This window comes from Allobosea sp. TAB14 (assembly GCF_052113865.1).
GTDB lineage: Bacteria > Pseudomonadota > Alphaproteobacteria > Rhizobiales > Beijerinckiaceae > Allobosea > Allobosea spartocytisi.
In genome coordinates this window covers 1-14,615 of the sequence record NZ_JBFRDQ010000095.1, presented here as the reverse complement: position 1 = coordinate 14,615, position 14,615 = coordinate 1, and the positions used below count along the sequence as shown (strand labels likewise).

The window sequence follows — 14,615 nt, the reverse complement described above, 5'->3', positions numbered from 1 at the left end:
CCCATTTTTCTTTGCGACGTTCCTGGCCTTCTCTCACGGAGGCGCCGGCGATTGGCGTAGCCTGCCATCCGGCGATGCCTTGCTTGCCGTGATCGAGCGCGCCGTCTCGGCCGCCAGCCGTCCCCACAGAAGCACGGCATTCGACATAGCCGCCGCAGCCCGCACGTCCATCGCACCAGCCTCCTCGGTCCCCCCGCCTCGGTGCTCGCAAGGAGGAGGGCGCGCCACGGATCGAAGCGTTCAGGCGCCAGTCATCTGCCATGCCGGTTCATGGCGCCGACGAGCCGGCCCGGGCTCGGTGAGTTTGAGGAGATCGTGATGGGGCGGGACGGCTTTCAGTGCGACACCTGCGGATCGGCGAGCATTTCGGTTCCCGGCCGGCTGGAGCAGAACAGCGACGTGACCTGCACCAAATGCGGACGCATCCTTTCTTCGTGGGATGAATACAAGCGCAAGATCGGCTCGATGCTACGCGAGACCACGCCGGGCCGCCGCCCGACGATCTCCGACCCCATCGACTGGTGAGAAGGGCCAATCCCTCGATCGCGGACCATGACCGACCGAACGCCCCCTCCCGTCAACGCCTCGCCTGAGACACTCACCACCAAGGTCGTCTCGGCCGCCTATCTCGCTCTGGTCGGCATCGCCACGACGGCCTGGATCGCTTTCCTCGTCTGGATCGCCTGGCGCTTGTTCGCCGCGAGCTTCTGAGGCCCCGGCGCGCGCCCCATTTCAGCCAGCCTTCGCGACGATGGACGAAGAAACGCCGTCAATCGCAACCATTGAGGTTATTGCGCAACCGGGGACACCCTGGCGGCTGGTCAAGCCGCCGCGAAGGCCGCGCCGACGATCTGCCGCGCCTCCTCCTGGATGCGGGCGAGATGCGCCTCGTCGCGGAAGCTCTCGGCGTAGATCTTGTAGACCTCCTCGGTGCCGGAGGGGCGCGCGGCGAACCAGCCATCGGCGCTCGTCACCTTGAGGCCCCCGATCGGGGCGCCATTGCCGGGAGCGTCGCTCAGGATCGCCGTGATCGGCTCGCCCGCCAGCTCCTTCGTCGTGATCTGGCTCGGCGAGAGGTTCTTGAGCACCGCCTTCTGGGCCGATGTCGCGGGAGCGTCGACGCGCGCATAGCAGGGCTTGCCGAGCTCGGCTGTCAGCTTGTCGTAGAGCACGCCCGGATCATTTCCCGTCTTCGCGGTGATCTCGGCGGCGAGCAGGCCGAGGATGAGCCCGTCCTTGTCGGTGGTCCAGACGGTGCCGTCCTTGCGCAGGAAGGAGGCGCCGGCGCTTTCCTCGCCCGCGAAGCCGAAATCGCCCGAGATCAGCCCCTCCACGAACCATTTGAACCCAACCGGCACCTCGACCAGCCGGCGCCCGAGCTTGCCCGCGACGCGGTCGATGATCGCGCTCGACACCGCCGTCTTGCCGATGGCCGCGTCGGCACGCCAGCCGGGGCGGTTGGCGAAGAGATAGGCGCTCGCCGCGGCGAGATAGTGGTTCGGGTTCATCAGCCCGCTGCTGCGGGTGACGATGCCGTGCCGGTCTGCATCCGTGTCGTTGGCGAAAGCGACGTCGAAGCGGTCGCGCATGCCGATCAGGCTCGCCATCGCATAGGGCGAGGAGCAGTCCATCCGGATCTTGCCGTCCCAGTCGGCGGTCATGAAGCCGAAGGTCGGATCGACTGCCTTGCTGACGATGGTCCCCTTCAGGCCGTAGCGGTCGATGATCGGCTGATAATAGTCGAGCCCGGCACCGCCGAGCGGGTCGATCCCGATCGAGACGCCCGCCCGCGCGATCGCCTCCATATCGACGACATCGGCGAGATCGGCGACATAGCCGCTGATGTAGTCGTACCGCCGGACATGCTCGCTCTTCAGCGCCTTGTCATAGGGAATGCGGGCGATGCCGGCGAGCTTGTCGGCAAGAAAGGCATTCGCCTTCTTCTCGATCCATCCGGTGGCATCGGTATCGGCCGGCCCGCCATGAGGGGGGTTGTACTTCAGCCCGCCATCGGCGGGAGGATTATGCGAGGGCGAGATGACGACGCCGTCCGCCTTCCCGGAGGAGCGGCCGCGGTTATAGGTCAGGATGGCATGAGAGATGACGGGCGTCGGCGTGAAGCCGAGCTTCTCGTCGATCATCGTGGTCACGCCATTGGCGGCGAAGACCTCCAGCACCGTCTCGAAGGCGTTGCGCGAGAGCGCATGGGTGTCGATGCCGACGAAAAGCGGCCCGTCGGTGCCCTGTTCGCGGCGATAAAGGCAGAGCGCCTGGGCGATGGCGAGAATATGCGCCTCGTTGAACGATCCGGAGAAGGCCGAACCGCGATGGCCCGACGTGCCGAACGCCACCTGCTGCGAACGCTGCGACGGATCAGGCTGGTCGAAATAGGCCCTTTGCAGTGCCGCGACATCGACGAGCATGGAGGGGTCGAGCCGCTTTCCGGCGTAGGGGCTCACGGTATCGGTCATTGAGTATCTCGGTTGCAGGCCAGCCAATGCGCCGCCCGTTATAGACGGCCGGTCCGCAAAGTCGCGAGCGAAAAAGGCCGGAGCACGGCAGCTCGCGAGCGCGCTTCTGCCAAGCGCCCGGGAGCGAAACCCGCGCCGGGCCGATCAGCCGCGTCAGCCTTCGATTACCGGAGCGCGGTCGGCGAGTTCGAGAAAGATGGCGGCGCAGCCGAGCCAGACGATGCCGAGATAGATGAGCACGAGACCAGACCCCGAGAAACTGATCTCGGTGTAGCCCCTCCGGATTTGCACTTCGGTGCAGGCAATCGCTCGCATTTGAGCGATGTGTGGGAATTCCGACCGGTCCCCGCGGTCGGCAGGACAGGCTGCGCCCCGCGACGAGATACGGTTGGCCCTCGTACTGACGTCCAAGGCAATATATGTGTCGCAGGCGCGAAATAGGTTTCTTTGGAGTTGGCGATGAAGATCGTGATGGTCGGATCGGGTTATGTCGGCTTGGYATCCGGCGCCTGCTTCGCGGATTTCGGCCATGAGGTCGTCTGCGTCGACAAGCAGGAGAGCAAGATCGCAGCGCTGAAGCGCGGCGAGATTCCGATCTTCGAACCTGGCCTGACGGAACTGGTGCGCAGCAACGCCGCCGCTGGCCGGCTGTCCTTCACGACCGACCTCGCCGGCCCCGTGAGCGCAGCGGACGCGGTCTTCATCGCGGTCGGCACACCCTCCCGCCGCGGCGACGGTTTCGCGGATCTGTCCTATGTCTATGCCGCCTCCCGCGAGATCGCGCAGGCGCTGGGCCGCTACACGGTGATCGTCACCAAGTCGACGGTCCCGGTCGGCACCGGCGACGAGGTCGAGCGGATCGTGCGCGAATTGCGGCCGGACGCCGAGTTCGCCGTGGTCTCGAACCCGGAGTTCCTGCGCGAGGGCGCCGCGATCGAGGACTTCAAGCGCCCCGACCGCATCGTCATCGGGACCGAGGACGCCCGCGCCCAGCAGGTGATGGCGGATGTCTATCGTCCGCTCTATCTCAACAGCGCGCCCATTCTGAACACCAGCCGCCGCACCGCCGAGCTGACGAAATACGCCGCCAACGCCTTCCTGGCGACGAAGATCACCTTCATCAACGAGATGGCGGATCTGTGCGAGCAGGTCGGCGCCAACGTCCAGGACGTGGSGCGGGGCATGGGCCTCGACAACCGCATCGGCGGCAAGTTCCTGCATGCCGGGCCGGGCTATGGCGGGTCCTGCTTTCCCAAGGATACGCTGGCCCTGATCAAGACGGCTCAGGATTACGGCACTCCCGCGCGCATCGTCGAGACGGTCGCCGCGGTGAACGAGCAGCGCAAGCGCGCCATGGGCCGCAAGGTCGTGGCGGCCTGCGGCGGCTCGGTTCGGGGCAAAACCGTCGCGGTGCTCGGCCTCACCTTCAAGCCGAACACCGACGACATGCGCGATTCCCCCTCGATCTCGGTCATCACCGCGCTGCAGGACGCAGGCGCGACGATCCGCGCCTTCGATCCCGAAGGCATGGAGCAGGCGAAGGCAGTCCTTCCCGGCGCCGTCACCTATTGCGGCAATGCTTATGAATGCGTCGAAGATGCCGATGCGGCCGTGATCGTCACCGAATGGAACATCTTCAGGGCGCTGGATCTCGATCGGGTCAGGACGCTCATGAGGTCGCCGGTCCTGATCGATCTGCGCAACATCTATCGTGGCGAGCAGGTCCGCGAGAAGGGCTTCGTCTACGCCGATATCGGCCGCGGCATTTCCGACCCGGTCTCCTCCCACGCCATCGACGCAGCCTGATCGAAATCTGAACAGTCTGTAGGTCCTTGCCGGCATATGGCATGAAACATGCCCTGCCCTGAGGCCGACGCGGCTAAAACCTGATTTGGAGTCCGATACTCTGATGACCTCCCGCCTCATCACCCCCTTGATCATGGCCGGCGGCGCTGGCACGCGGCTGTGGCCGCTGTCGCGAGACTCCATGCCCAAGCAGTTCATCGCATTGCTCGATGATGGGCTTTCGACCTTCCAGGCGACCTTGCTCAGGGTGAAAGGCGACGGTTTCGCCAATCCCATCGTGGTGACCAACAACGAATTCCGCTTCGTCGTCGCCGAGCAGATGCGGGCCGTCGGCGTCGTCGGCGACATCGTGCTGGAGCCCGAACGTCGCGATTCCGCTCCTGCGATCGCCATCGGCGCGCTGCTGGTCTCGCAGAAGGACGAGAAGGGCCTTTGCCTTGCGCTCGCCGCCGATCACGTCATCCCCGATGTCGAGGCCTTCCGCCGCGACTGCGGGCGCGCCGCGAGCCTTGCCGCGGACGGCCCGATCATGACCTTCGGCATCGTCCCGACCGAGYCTGCCACCGGCTATGGCTATATCGAGCCCGGCAAGCCGCTGAAGAGCGAGGGCGCCAACACCGTCGCCCGCTTCGTCGAGAAGCCCGACGCCGAGACTGCGCTGGGCTATGTGGAGCAGGGCTTCCTCTGGAACAGCGGCAACTTCATCTTCTCGGCCGAGCGGATGCTCGCAGAGCTCGAGGCTTTCGTGCCCGAGGTGCTGTCCGGCGCAACCCGGGCATTGGCGGCGGCCACCAAGGATCTCGACTTCCTGCGGCTGGACCCGAAAGGCTTCGCCGAGGCCACCAAGGTTTCGATCGACTATGCCGTGATGGAGAAGACGCGCCATGCCGGCGTGCTGCGTGCGAGCTTCGGCTGGTCCGATGTCGGCAGCTGGGATTCGCTGCAGGCGATCCGCCCCCAGGACGAGGCTGGCAATGTGCTGGAAGGCCCGGTCGTCGCCATCGGCACCCGCAACTCGCTGATCCGCAGCGACGAGATTTTGACGGCAGTCATCGGCCTCGATGATGCCGTGGTCGTCACGACGCGGGACGCCGTCCTGGTCACGACCAAGGCGCGCGCCGCCGAGGTCAAGGGGCTGGTGGAGCGGTTGAAGAAAGAGGGCCGCCGCGAGGCGACCGAGCATCTGCGCATGTACCGGCCCTGGGGCTGGTATCAGCGTATCGACCTCGGCGGCCGCTTCCAGGTGAAGCGCATCAACGTCAAGCCCGGCGGCCTGCTGAGCCTGCAGAAGCACTTCCACCGGGCCGAGCACTGGGTCGTCGTCTCGGGGACGGCCGAGGTGACGCTGGATGGCACCGTCTCCTACATCCACGAGAACGAATCGATCTACCTGCCGATCGGCTGCACGCACCGCCTGGCCAACCCCGGCAAGATTCCGCTCGAACTGATCGAGGTTCAGGTCGGCTCCTACACCGGCGAGGACGACATCGTCCGGATCGAGGACATCTACGCACGCGCCTGAGCAAGACGCGCCGGAGCGCCACCACCGCGACGTTGTCGCCCGCCTTCAAGCGCGTGCGACGCAAGCCTTTCCGTCGCCGCGATGCGCTAGCGACGGACGACTCAGTCGTGCCAACCCAGCTCCGGAGCGGAATCGGCGAGCTGCAGGAAGATCGCCAGGCAACCCAACCAAATCGTCGCGATCGTGAGCATCGATGCCGTCTCCCTGGCAGCAGGCGCGACATCTGCCGCGCCACGATGTTCTGCACGATCAGGCCCTAAAGCCGGGTGAATCGATATTTCAATTTTAACGGACCTCTCCGAGGCCCTGTAGCAGCCATTGCGGCGCCGAGGCGTACGGCGAATGTCCTGAAGGCCGGAACCGCTCTAGCCCTTGTTCCGTGGCATTTTCTTCACCCGAACCGGTATCCTCCCCACTCGAAGATGCTTTACCCTGCAGCCGCGAACCGCGAGATCTTGGTATCCTGTCCATGACCAGCCTGAAATTCGGAACCTCCGGCCTGCGCGGCCTGGTGAGCGAGCTCGTCGGCTTGCCGGCCTACAGCCATGTCCGCGCCTTCTGCGCCATGATCCGCGAGGACGATGCGGCGGGGCCCGCGGGCGAGGTCCTGATCGGGCGGGATCTGCGCTCGTCGAGCCCGCTCATCGCCGCCCAATGCGCGCAGGCCGTTTCCGACGCCGGCCTGGTTCCGGTCGATTGCGGCGCCCTGCCGACCCCGGCCCTGGCGCTCGCCGCCATCCAGCGCCGCGCCCCCGCCATCATGGTGACGGGCAGCCACATCCCGGACGACCGCAACGGGCTGAAGTTCTATCGCGCCGCCGGTGAGATCGACAAAGCCGACGAGGGACGCATCCTGGACTGGCAGGCCCGCCTCGCCCTCTCCTCCGTGCCCGAAGCAACAGTGGCGACGGACACATATGAAGCGCTGGCGGCCTACAAAGCGCGCTATCTCGACTTCTTCGGGCCCTCGCCGCTGGGCGGCATGGTCGTCGGCGTCTATCAGCACTCTTCCGTCGGCCGCGACGTCATCTGCGACGTGCTCGCGGGGCTCGGCGCCTCGCCCGTTCCGCTCGGGCGCAGCGAGCACTTCATCCCGGTCGATACCGAAGCGCTGCGGCCGGAGGACGAGGAGCTCGCGCGTCGATGGGCGGGCGAGCGGGCGCTCGATGCGATCGTCTCGACCGACGGCGATGCGGACCGGCCGCTCGTCGCCGATGAGAACGGCCGCTTCCTGCGCGGCGATCTCGTCGGAGCCCTGACCGCGCGCTTCCTCGGCGCCGATGCGATCGTCACGCCGGTCACCTCCAACTCGGCGCTCGACCGTCCCGGCCTGTTCGACAAGGTCGTCCGCACCCGCGTTGGCTCGCCCTATGTCATCGCCGGCATGGAGCAGGCCAGGGCCGAGGGTGCCACGACGATCATCGGCTTCGAGGCCAATGGCGGCGTGCTGCTCGGCTCGGATGTCGAGCGTGACGGCCACCGCCTGACCGCCCTGCCGACGCGCGACGCCATGCTGCCCATCCTGGCGACGCTCGCGCTCGCCCGGCAATCCGGCCAGGCCCTGAGCGCCATCGCCGCCGAAGCCCGCTTCGCCATCGCCCTGTCGAACCGCCTGCAGGAGATTCCGCAGGACAGGACCGCGGCGCTCATCGCAAGGCTCGACGCGGAGGATCCCGCCTTCCGCGATGCGGCCTTCGCGAGCCGCGGCGGTGTCGCGGCGCGCGACCGGCGCGACGGCCTGCGCTTGACGCTGGGCGATGGCGCCACGGCTCATTTCCGCGCTTCCGGCAACGCGCCCGAGCTGCGCGTCTATGTCGAGGCGCCGACGCTGGAGGCCGCCGAGGCGCTCCTCGCCGAAAACCTCGCCTTCGCGGCGGCACAGACCCGCTGACAGCAAGGCGGCGCGGCGCCGCCTCACTCGATCTTCACATTCGCCTTCTGCGCGACCTCGGCCCAGCGCGTCGTCTCCGCGGCGATATGGGCGGCGAATGCGTCCTGCGATGACCCGACCGGATCGACGCCGAGCTTCCTGAGCTGCTCGATCACCGCCGGCTCCTTCATGATCGCCTGCGTCTCCGCCGAGAGCTTCGCGACGATCTCCTTCGGCACGCCGGCGGGCGCGAAGAAACCGTGCCAGGAACTGGCGTCGTAACCCGGTATGAACTCGGCCAGCGCCGGCAGATCCTTGGCCACTTCGAGTCGCTTCGGCGTCGCCGTCGCCAGGGCCCGGATCTTGCCCTCCTGCACATGCGGCCAGGCGATGGTGATGTTGTCGAAGCTGACCTGGATCTGGCCGGAGAGCAGGTCCTGCGTCACCTGCCCGCTCGAGCGATAGGGCACATGGGCCATGTCGGTGCCAGTCGCCACCTTGAACATCTCCGCCGCCATATGGGTCGAGGTGCCGGCGCCCGAGGAGCCGAAGGAGTACTTGCCCGGATTCTTCTTCAGCAGGTCGATCAGCTCCGGCACGCTCTTCGCCGGCAGGTCGATATTGACCATCAGGATGTTGGGAACGCTCGCGACCTGCGAGATCGGCACGAAATCCTTGACGTGGTCGAAAGGCAGTCTGGAGTAGACAGCCGGATTGATCGCATGGGTCGAGACCGTGCCCATCGTCAGCGTGTAGCCGTCCGCCGGAGCCCGCGCCACGGCGGCGACACCGGTATTGCCGCCCGCCCCGGCCCTGTTCTCGACGATGAACCTGCCGCCGAGGCGTGCGCCGAGCCGGTCGGCGAGGATGCGCCCGAGCATGTCGGTGGTGCCGCCGGCCGCAAAGGGCACGACGATGGTGACGACCCTGCTGCCGGGATACTCGCCCTGCGCGAAAGCAGGCCCGGCCGCGGCAAGGCAAGCCGCGGCGATGATGGTTCTGCGGGTGATGCTCATCGGTTTCATTCCTCCCTGATGCGGAGAATCCGCCTTGCGCCTCGTGAGCGGGCGCTTGCGCCAAGGGATAACACAGGGCTGGAGATTTGAAATCTGAAATTTCAGATTGCCGAGACAACCGGATTGTGGTGTCTGGTGACCGACGCCGCCATGGGGAATCCGGCAGCGGCTTCCCCATTTCCGCCGCGCCGGAAGAGTGAATGTTGCAGCCCGCCGTCGAACCCGTTGCGCCCGACCTGCTGCGTTCCCTGCGCGAGCATGTCCATGAGCGCCTGCGCCGAGCCATCGTCGCCGGGCGTTTCCGCAATGGCGAGCGGCTGAATGAGCGCCATCTCGCCGAGATGCTCGGCGTCAGCACCACCCCCGTGAAGGACGCGATCCGCAAGCTCGAGAGCGAGGGGCTGGTGCGGACCGAGGCGCGGCGCGGCGTCTTCGTCGAGTTCTCTGCCCGGCAAGCGCTGGAGATGGCGCTCGGACGCGCCGCACTCGAAAGCGTCATGGCCCACATCGCCGCCAACCGCCTGACCGAGGCCGGCGGACGCGAGCTCTCCCGATTGATCGCGGAGATGGAGCAGGCGACGGAGCATGGCGAGCTGGAGGATCTCGTCGCGCTCAACGGCGCCTATCATCAGGCGATCCACCGCATCTCGGGCTGCACCTATCTGGAGCGCCGCCTCGACGGGCAGCGCATGTACGACCATGCCCAGCGCATCGCGCTTCATTCGGAGCTGGCGGAGCGCCGCCGGGGTTTCGCGGAGCATCGCGGCATCTGCGAGGCGCTGCTGGCGCGCGATCCCGCGCTCGCCGAACGCAGGATGCGCCAACACATCGTCCGTTCGGGGAAAGCCCATGTGCGGCTCGTCTTCGGCGCGGATGCGGAGGGACTGGACTATGACGAATGACAAGGTGCGTCGCGCGCTGCGCGGCATTTCCGGCGTCCATGTCACCGCCTGGAAGGCGGATGGCGAGGCCGACTGGGCGCTGACGGGCAGGATCGTGCGCGGAATCGCCGAGGCCGGCATCCACAACATCGTCTCGGCCGGCAACACCGGCGAATTCTACCCGATGACGACGGCGGAGGTGGAACGCTCCCACGCCGTCGCGGCCGAAGCCGCCGCCGGCAGGGCGCTCGTCACGGCCGGCATCGGGCGGTCTTTGCGCGAAGCTGTCGCGACCGGCAGGCTCGCCGCCAGGGCCGGCTGCGACGCGGCGATGGTGCATCACCCGCTCGACCCCTTCGCCGCGCCGCAATCCCAGGCCGACTACATCCTCGCCATCGCCGAGGCGCTGACGATCCCGCTCGTCGCCTATATCCGCTCCGACGCCATCGGCGTGACCGACCTGATCCGCGTCGCAACCCATCCCAATGTCGCGGGCGTGAAATTCGCCTCCACCAACATGATGCTGCTGGCCGACTGCGTGCGCGAGACGCAAGGCACTTCCGCCAATTGGATCTGCGGTCTCGCCGAGGGCTGGGCCGCGCCCTTCCATGCGCTGGGCGCGCGCGGCTTCACCTCGGGGCTCGTCAATGTCGTCCCCGCGCGCTCGCTCGCCGTCTGGCGCGCGCTGGAAGCCGGCGACTACGACGCCGCGCGCCGCGAGGTCGACGCCATCGCCGGCTTCGAGAAGCTGCGCACCAAATACGGCAACGGCGCCAATGTCACCGTGGTGAAGGAAGCGCTGGGACTGCTCGGCATCGATGTCGGCCCGGTCCGCCTGCCCGGCCTGCCGGAACTCAACGCGGCCGAGCGGGCAGAACTGCGCGCCATCGTGTCGGGTTGGGGGGCTGCGAAAGCTGCGGCGGAGTAGCCGGCCTCACAGCTCCGCGTCGAAGGCGATCGTGTCGAAGGCCGCCCGCACCCGGCCCAGCGCCTGCGCCGTGACATAGGCCTGGGCCCATTCCGGCGACGAAGCGACGATGCCGCGGTCGGAGCCCTGCACGTTGATGTCCTGCGAGATGCCATAGCTCACCGTCGGCGTCGTCCGCATCGGCACGGGCAGCGGCAGCGTCTGGCGCGCAGCGGCGCCGGCCGCCTGATAGGCGTCGATCAGCACCGTCCCGCCCGGCCGCCAGTGATAGCGCCGGCAGAGCTGCTGTTCGGCGCCGATCGGACGCGGCGACCAATGGGTCGCGATGCGGCCGATCTCCAGCTTGACGCGCGCGAAGCTCACCGCCCCGACCACTGGCGCCAAGCTCACCGCGAGCGGGCCGCTATCCCCCGGCGCCGGCGTCAGCACGACGAAGCGCCGCCCGGCCCCGGCGGTGATCGTACCGGACTGGCTGCCGACCCTGACGCTGAGATCGCCGCCGCTCAGCCCCTCCACCGAAACAGCGAGCGTCATGCCCGCGAAGGACGAAATCCCCCACGCCGCCGGCTCGACCGGTTGCAGGATCGCGCCCGTATTCAAACTCACCGTGAAGCCGCTGAGCGACAGGTTCGCTCCGCTGGCACCCGCCTTCCAGCGGTCGAAGCCATAGGCGCCCGCCACCAGCGCCCCGCCGGCAAAGCCGCGCTGATTGATCTGGATGTCGCCATTGATCAGCAGGTTCTGCCCTGCCGCCCAGGGCGAGCCCGGCAGCGCGACCCCTCCGCCGGCCCGGTCGATGGCGAGCGCATCGTGCCAGGCCGAGCCATCGGGGCTGACCTTGACCCGGAAATCGTCGTCGCCCGCGAGACCGAACTCCGCCCTCCCCGACCAGTTGGACTGAAACAGCACGCTCGCCGTCGCCCCGGCATTCGCCTTGTTGAGCTTGAGCCGATGGTCGCCGCCGGCATGGTTGAACAGGCTCGCCTCCGACGACACCACCAGCCGGTTGCTGTCGTCGGCCGTGGCGTTGACGCCCCATTTCTCGGCGCCGAGGCCGCTGAGCGGGCTGGCCCTGCGCCATTCCGTGCCCGTCCAGAGAGTGTGCTCGGCCTCGTCGGCGATCCAGGCCTGCCAGCCGACCCGCGGCGTCAGGAAGATCCAGCCGCCATCCTCGAACAACGCCACCTGACCCGCGCGCCCGGCAAAGATGCCGGTGCCGTCGGCCGGCACGATATAGGCCGACAATTCGCTCGGGCTGCCTGGCGGCGCGGACTGGCTGCGGCTGTCGACGACCAGATGGATCAGGGCGTCGAGGCGCACCAGCGCGTCGTTGTGCGTGACATGTTTCTGCGCCTGGCCGGCGGCAAGCAGCGGCAGCGAGAGACGGGGCGTGACGGTCATGGGGCCTCGCGGGATCGGACGATGCGAGGCTGGATGATGCAGGCGCCCGAAGCGCCGGGGATAAGTTCCGGGGGTCGGCGGATGCCCGGCGCCGATCTTAACCGAAGCTCCGGGGCCGCAAGCCGGCATGGAACCAGGTGATCAGCGAATAGATGTCGTAGACCGGCAGCCCCGTCGCCTGCTGCACGGCCGCCGCATAAGGCGGCATGTTGGTGCATTCCAGCACGATCGCGCCGACGTCGGGATGCCGCGCCACGAGATCGAGCGCAGCCTCGACCACATCCTGCCGGGCAAGCTCGACATCCATGTCGTCCTTCTCGGCCTTGATCAGCACGCGGAAGAATTCGCGGCCATTTTCGGTGCCGGCGACCGGCGTGTCGAGCGACACGCCGGCAGATTCGAGATGGGCCGGCGTCAGCGTCGCGGCCGAGACGGTGACGAGACCAACGCGCTTTCCGGGCGGCAGCGTCGCCTGCACCCACGGTACCTGCATCAGCGACGATGTCGCGACCGGAACGTTCACCGCGGCCGCGAGCTCGCGCTGGAACAGGGATAGAAAGCCGCAATTGGTGGTGATCGCTTCCGCGCCGAGCCTGACCAGCTCTCGCGCTGCCGCCACGAAATCCGGCAAAAGCCCGGCGGCTCCCTTCAGGACCACCTTTTCCGGGCTCGCTCCCGTGACGACATGGTAGAGCACTGGAAAGGGCCAGGTCGTGCCGTTGCCCATGTCGCCGGGAATCCGCGGGAAACGCGCTTCCAGCATCAGGATGCCCAGCGGCACCCCATAGATCGCCCTCCCGCCGAGAGCGATGCGGGAGGCGGGTCCGGAACGGGCTTCGTCTGTCATCGGCACTCCGTTGCGATCGTTGCGCCCGCGCCGGGCGATTGTTCCACTGGCGGCGATAGCATGATGGTGACCGCGAAGTCGCGCTTGCGCCATTGCTTTGCCGTGTTCGTAAGACCATAAAGCACGTCGCTCGCCAAAAAATCGGTTGCGTAACCTGCTTCTGGCCCGTTGTTTGCGTAGCCGCGATTCGCGCCTCTGGATTCTGATTCCTTGACCGATCCCTTCGACCATCTGCGCCGCCTCGCGACCTTCCTCGGCTGGTGCGCGCTGGCCGTCATCCTCGTCTCGACGCTGTCGCCGATCGAGCTGCGTCCGCATCTCCCGGATGTGGGGGCGGATGTCGAACGCTTCATGGCCTATCTCGCGGCCGGCGGCGCGCTGGCCTTCGCCTATCCGCGCCAGCGCTGGTTCGTGCTGGGCGGCATCGTGCTTCTCGCGCTCGGGCTCGAATGGGCCCAGACCTGGGAGGCGACGCGCCATGGCCGGCCCCACGATGCCGTGGTCAAGATTCTGGGGACCCTGACCGGCGGCGGCCTTGCCGTCTCCCTCGATTATCTGGCACGGCGCCTGCGCAGCCTGGCCTGAAGAGGCTGTGCCGTAACGGAACACGCCGTCGCCTTTTCGGCGTGATCTCGCGTCGTTTTCGCCGGAAACCACACGCACTGATTGAAATTCGCACCGATCCGGTGCAATGCCGCGCGGCATGGCGCTTGCGGTTGCGTCGCCGACTGCTCCCGCATATCTCGGTCCTCGCGCCGAAAGCGGGAGACAAAGCGGCAAGGACTGGGCGAATATGAGCGTCGACCATCTCAGGCAGGCACCGTTGGCGCTGCCCCGAGGCCCTGCGAGAAGCTGGCGGCACTGGCTCGGCCTGCTGACGGCGGCGTGCGACGGCGTCCTCGTCGTGGCCCTGGTCTACGCCATGGACTGGTCGACCGATCTTGCGATGCAGGGCTCTTTCCAGGTGGACGAGCGGACTCCGGAACTCGCCGGCACGCTGGCGGCGCTGTTCGTCTTCGTCAACCTGATGCGCGGACGCTACCAGATCGGCAATTACCTCTCGACGAAAGGCCAGGTCGCGGCGGCCTTCTCGGCCTGGAACATCGCGTTCGTCGCGTTCCTGGTGCTGCTTGTCCTCGCCAAGATCGCCGATCACTATTCGCGGGCCGTCCTCCTGACGAGCTATCTCGCCGGCATTCCCGCCATCGTACTGACCCGTTCGGCCATCGTCCGCCTGATCTCGGCGGGAAGCCGGACCGGCCGGATCACCTCCGAGCGCGTCTTCCTGATCGGCCGGGAGAAGGAAGTCATGTCCTTCGTCGACCGCTGCAAGCCATGGAATGCCGGCAGCGCCATCGTCGACGTGGCCTTCCTCAACCCGCAGCAACCGCGCCGCGATCCGCGCGAAGCCCTTGCGGCCGATCTCGCGGCCGCCGCCGCCAGCTGCCGGGCGAAGCGGCCCRACGCGGTCTTCATCGCGGTGCCCTGGTCGGACCATGAGACGATCGAGGCCTGCGTCGACGCATTCATGAACATGCCGGTCGCGATCCATCTCGCGCCCGAGAAGATCATGAGCCGCTTCGAGCAGCCGCATTTCGTCAGCGCCGGCGCGCTTTCGAGCCTGCGCCTGACGCGTGCTCCGCTGTCGCCGGTCGAAATCGCCTGCAAGCGGGCTTTCGATCTCACCGCCGCGGCGCTGGCCGGGCTGTTGCTGCTGCCACTGCTGTTGCTGATCGCGCTGGCGATCCGGATCGATTCACCCGGCCCGGTGCTGTTCCGCCAGCGCCGCCATGGCTTCAATCAGGCGGCGTTCCGCATCTTCAAGTTCCGCACCATGACGACGACCGACGACGGCGCCGTGATCGTGCAGGCG

At 67.4% G+C, this 14,615-nt stretch carries 14 protein-coding genes; 9 read left to right on the top strand and 5 right to left on the bottom strand.

Features of this window, described 5'->3' with window-relative positions; translation table 11 throughout:
* The first annotated feature begins 270 nt into the window (after positions 1-270).
* On the top strand, positions 271-525 hold the full coding sequence (locus AB4Y99_RS15675) for a hypothetical protein (RefSeq protein ID WP_191125501.1): 255 nt from the start codon (positions 271-273) through the stop codon (positions 523-525).
* 27 nt (positions 526-552) lie between these two features.
* Positions 553-711, top strand: coding sequence for a hypothetical protein (locus AB4Y99_RS15670; RefSeq protein WP_441523946.1), 159 nt, complete (start codon positions 553-555; stop codon positions 709-711).
* 110 nt (positions 712-821) lie between these two features.
* On the opposite strand, the gene pgm is transcribed toward AB4Y99_RS15670, so the two are convergent.
* Together pgm and AB4Y99_RS15660 are read right to left on the bottom strand one after the other, a co-directional pair.
* Positions 822-2,471: a phosphoglucomutase (alpha-D-glucose-1,6-bisphosphate-dependent) gene (pgm, locus tag AB4Y99_RS15665; RefSeq protein ID WP_441523945.1), complete on the bottom strand. Its 1,650-nt coding sequence runs from the start codon at positions 2,469-2,471 to the stop codon at positions 822-824.
* 153 nt (positions 2,472-2,624) lie between these two features.
* Positions 2,625-2,786, bottom strand: coding sequence for a hypothetical protein (locus tag AB4Y99_RS15660; protein ID WP_210323720.1), 162 nt, complete (start codon positions 2,784-2,786; stop codon positions 2,625-2,627).
* A gap of 144 nt (positions 2,787-2,930) precedes the next feature.
* Here AB4Y99_RS15660 and AB4Y99_RS15655 point away from each other — a divergent pair, with 144 nt between their 5' ends.
* From AB4Y99_RS15655 to AB4Y99_RS15645, 3 genes are all read left to right on the top strand, one after another.
* A complete protein-coding gene (locus tag AB4Y99_RS15655; protein ID WP_441523944.1) occupies positions 2,931-4,277 on the top strand; it encodes a UDP-glucose dehydrogenase family protein in 1,347 nt (448 codons plus the stop codon).
* A gap of 103 nt (positions 4,278-4,380) precedes the next feature.
* On the top strand, positions 4,381-5,799 hold the full coding sequence (locus tag AB4Y99_RS15650) for a mannose-1-phosphate guanylyltransferase/mannose-6-phosphate isomerase (protein WP_441523943.1): 1,419 nt from the start codon (positions 4,381-4,383) through the stop codon (positions 5,797-5,799).
* A gap of 463 nt (positions 5,800-6,262) precedes the next feature.
* Positions 6,263-7,690, top strand: a complete 1,428-nt coding sequence (locus AB4Y99_RS15645; protein WP_441523947.1) for a phosphomannomutase — start codon at positions 6,263-6,265, stop codon at positions 7,688-7,690.
* 23 nt (positions 7,691-7,713) lie between these two features.
* On the opposite strand, the gene AB4Y99_RS15640 is transcribed toward AB4Y99_RS15645, so the two are convergent.
* Entirely contained in the window at positions 7,714-8,685 is a 972-nt protein-coding gene (locus AB4Y99_RS15640; protein ID WP_441523942.1) for a Bug family tripartite tricarboxylate transporter substrate binding protein, read from the bottom strand.
* A 200-nt stretch (positions 8,686-8,885) separates the two neighbouring features.
* On the opposite strand from AB4Y99_RS15640, the gene AB4Y99_RS15635 reads away from it, so the two are divergent.
* Complete coding sequence (locus AB4Y99_RS15635) at positions 8,886-9,587, top strand: GntR family transcriptional regulator (protein ID WP_038359383.1); 702 nt, start codon at positions 8,886-8,888, stop codon at positions 9,585-9,587.
* Positions 9,577-10,494: a dihydrodipicolinate synthase family protein gene (locus AB4Y99_RS15630; RefSeq protein WP_133562735.1), complete on the top strand. Its 918-nt coding sequence runs from the start codon at positions 9,577-9,579 to the stop codon at positions 10,492-10,494. The genes AB4Y99_RS15635 and AB4Y99_RS15630 overlap by 11 nt, the downstream gene beginning before the upstream one ends.
* Before the next feature lie 6 nt (positions 10,495-10,500).
* Here AB4Y99_RS15630 and AB4Y99_RS15625 read toward each other — a convergent pair whose 3' ends face one another.
* Together AB4Y99_RS15625 and AB4Y99_RS15620 are read right to left on the bottom strand one after the other, a co-directional pair.
* Positions 10,501-11,895 (bottom strand): DUF2793 domain-containing protein, encoded by a 1,395-nt coding sequence (locus AB4Y99_RS15625; protein WP_441523941.1) that lies wholly within the window; start codon positions 11,893-11,895, stop codon positions 10,501-10,503.
* A gap of 97 nt (positions 11,896-11,992) precedes the next feature.
* Complete coding sequence (locus AB4Y99_RS15620; protein WP_441523940.1) at positions 11,993-12,742, bottom strand: aspartate/glutamate racemase family protein; 750 nt, start codon at positions 12,740-12,742, stop codon at positions 11,993-11,995.
* A 210-nt stretch (positions 12,743-12,952) separates the two neighbouring features.
* Here AB4Y99_RS15620 and AB4Y99_RS15615 point away from each other — a divergent pair, with 210 nt between their 5' ends.
* Both AB4Y99_RS15615 and AB4Y99_RS15610 read left to right on the top strand, forming a co-directional pair.
* Positions 12,953-13,327, top strand: a complete 375-nt coding sequence (locus tag AB4Y99_RS15615) for a hypothetical protein (protein WP_038359386.1) — start codon at positions 12,953-12,955, stop codon at positions 13,325-13,327.
* Positions 13,328-13,535: 208 nt separating this feature from the next.
* On the top strand, positions 13,536-14,615 hold a 1,080-nt coding region (locus AB4Y99_RS15610; protein ID WP_441523939.1), incomplete at its 3' end, for a sugar transferase.

What these genes read in the sequence shown, in the direction of transcription:
- pgm (WP_441523945.1), bottom strand. Translation starts at nt 2,471, where the DNA reads ATGACCGATACCGTGAGCCCCTACGCCGGAAAGCGGCTCGACCCCTCC.
- AB4Y99_RS15625 (WP_441523941.1), bottom strand. Translation starts at nt 11,895, where the DNA reads ATGACCGTCACGCCCCGTCTCTCGCTGCCGCTGCTTGCCGCCGGCCAG.
- AB4Y99_RS15620 (WP_441523940.1), bottom strand. Translation starts at nt 12,742, where the DNA reads ATGACAGACGAAGCCCGTTCCGGACCCGCCTCCCGCATCGCTCTCGGC.
- AB4Y99_RS15670 (WP_441523946.1), top strand. Translation starts at nt 553, where the DNA reads ATGACCGACCGAACGCCCCCTCCCGTCAACGCCTCGCCTGAGACACTC.
- AB4Y99_RS15630 (WP_133562735.1), top strand. Translation starts at nt 9,577, where the DNA reads ATGACGAATGACAAGGTGCGTCGCGCGCTGCGCGGCATTTCCGGCGTC.
- AB4Y99_RS15635 (WP_038359383.1), top strand. Translation starts at nt 8,886, where the DNA reads ATGTTGCAGCCCGCCGTCGAACCCGTTGCGCCCGACCTGCTGCGTTCC.
- AB4Y99_RS15660 (WP_210323720.1), bottom strand. Translation starts at nt 2,786, where the DNA reads ATGCGAGCGATTGCCTGCACCGAAGTGCAAATCCGGAGGGGCTACACC.
- AB4Y99_RS15640 (WP_441523942.1), bottom strand. Translation starts at nt 8,685, where the DNA reads ATGAGCATCACCCGCAGAACCATCATCGCCGCGGCTTGCCTTGCCGCG.
- AB4Y99_RS15675 (WP_191125501.1), top strand. Translation starts at nt 271, where the DNA reads ATGGCGCCGACGAGCCGGCCCGGGCTCGGTGAGTTTGAGGAGATCGTG.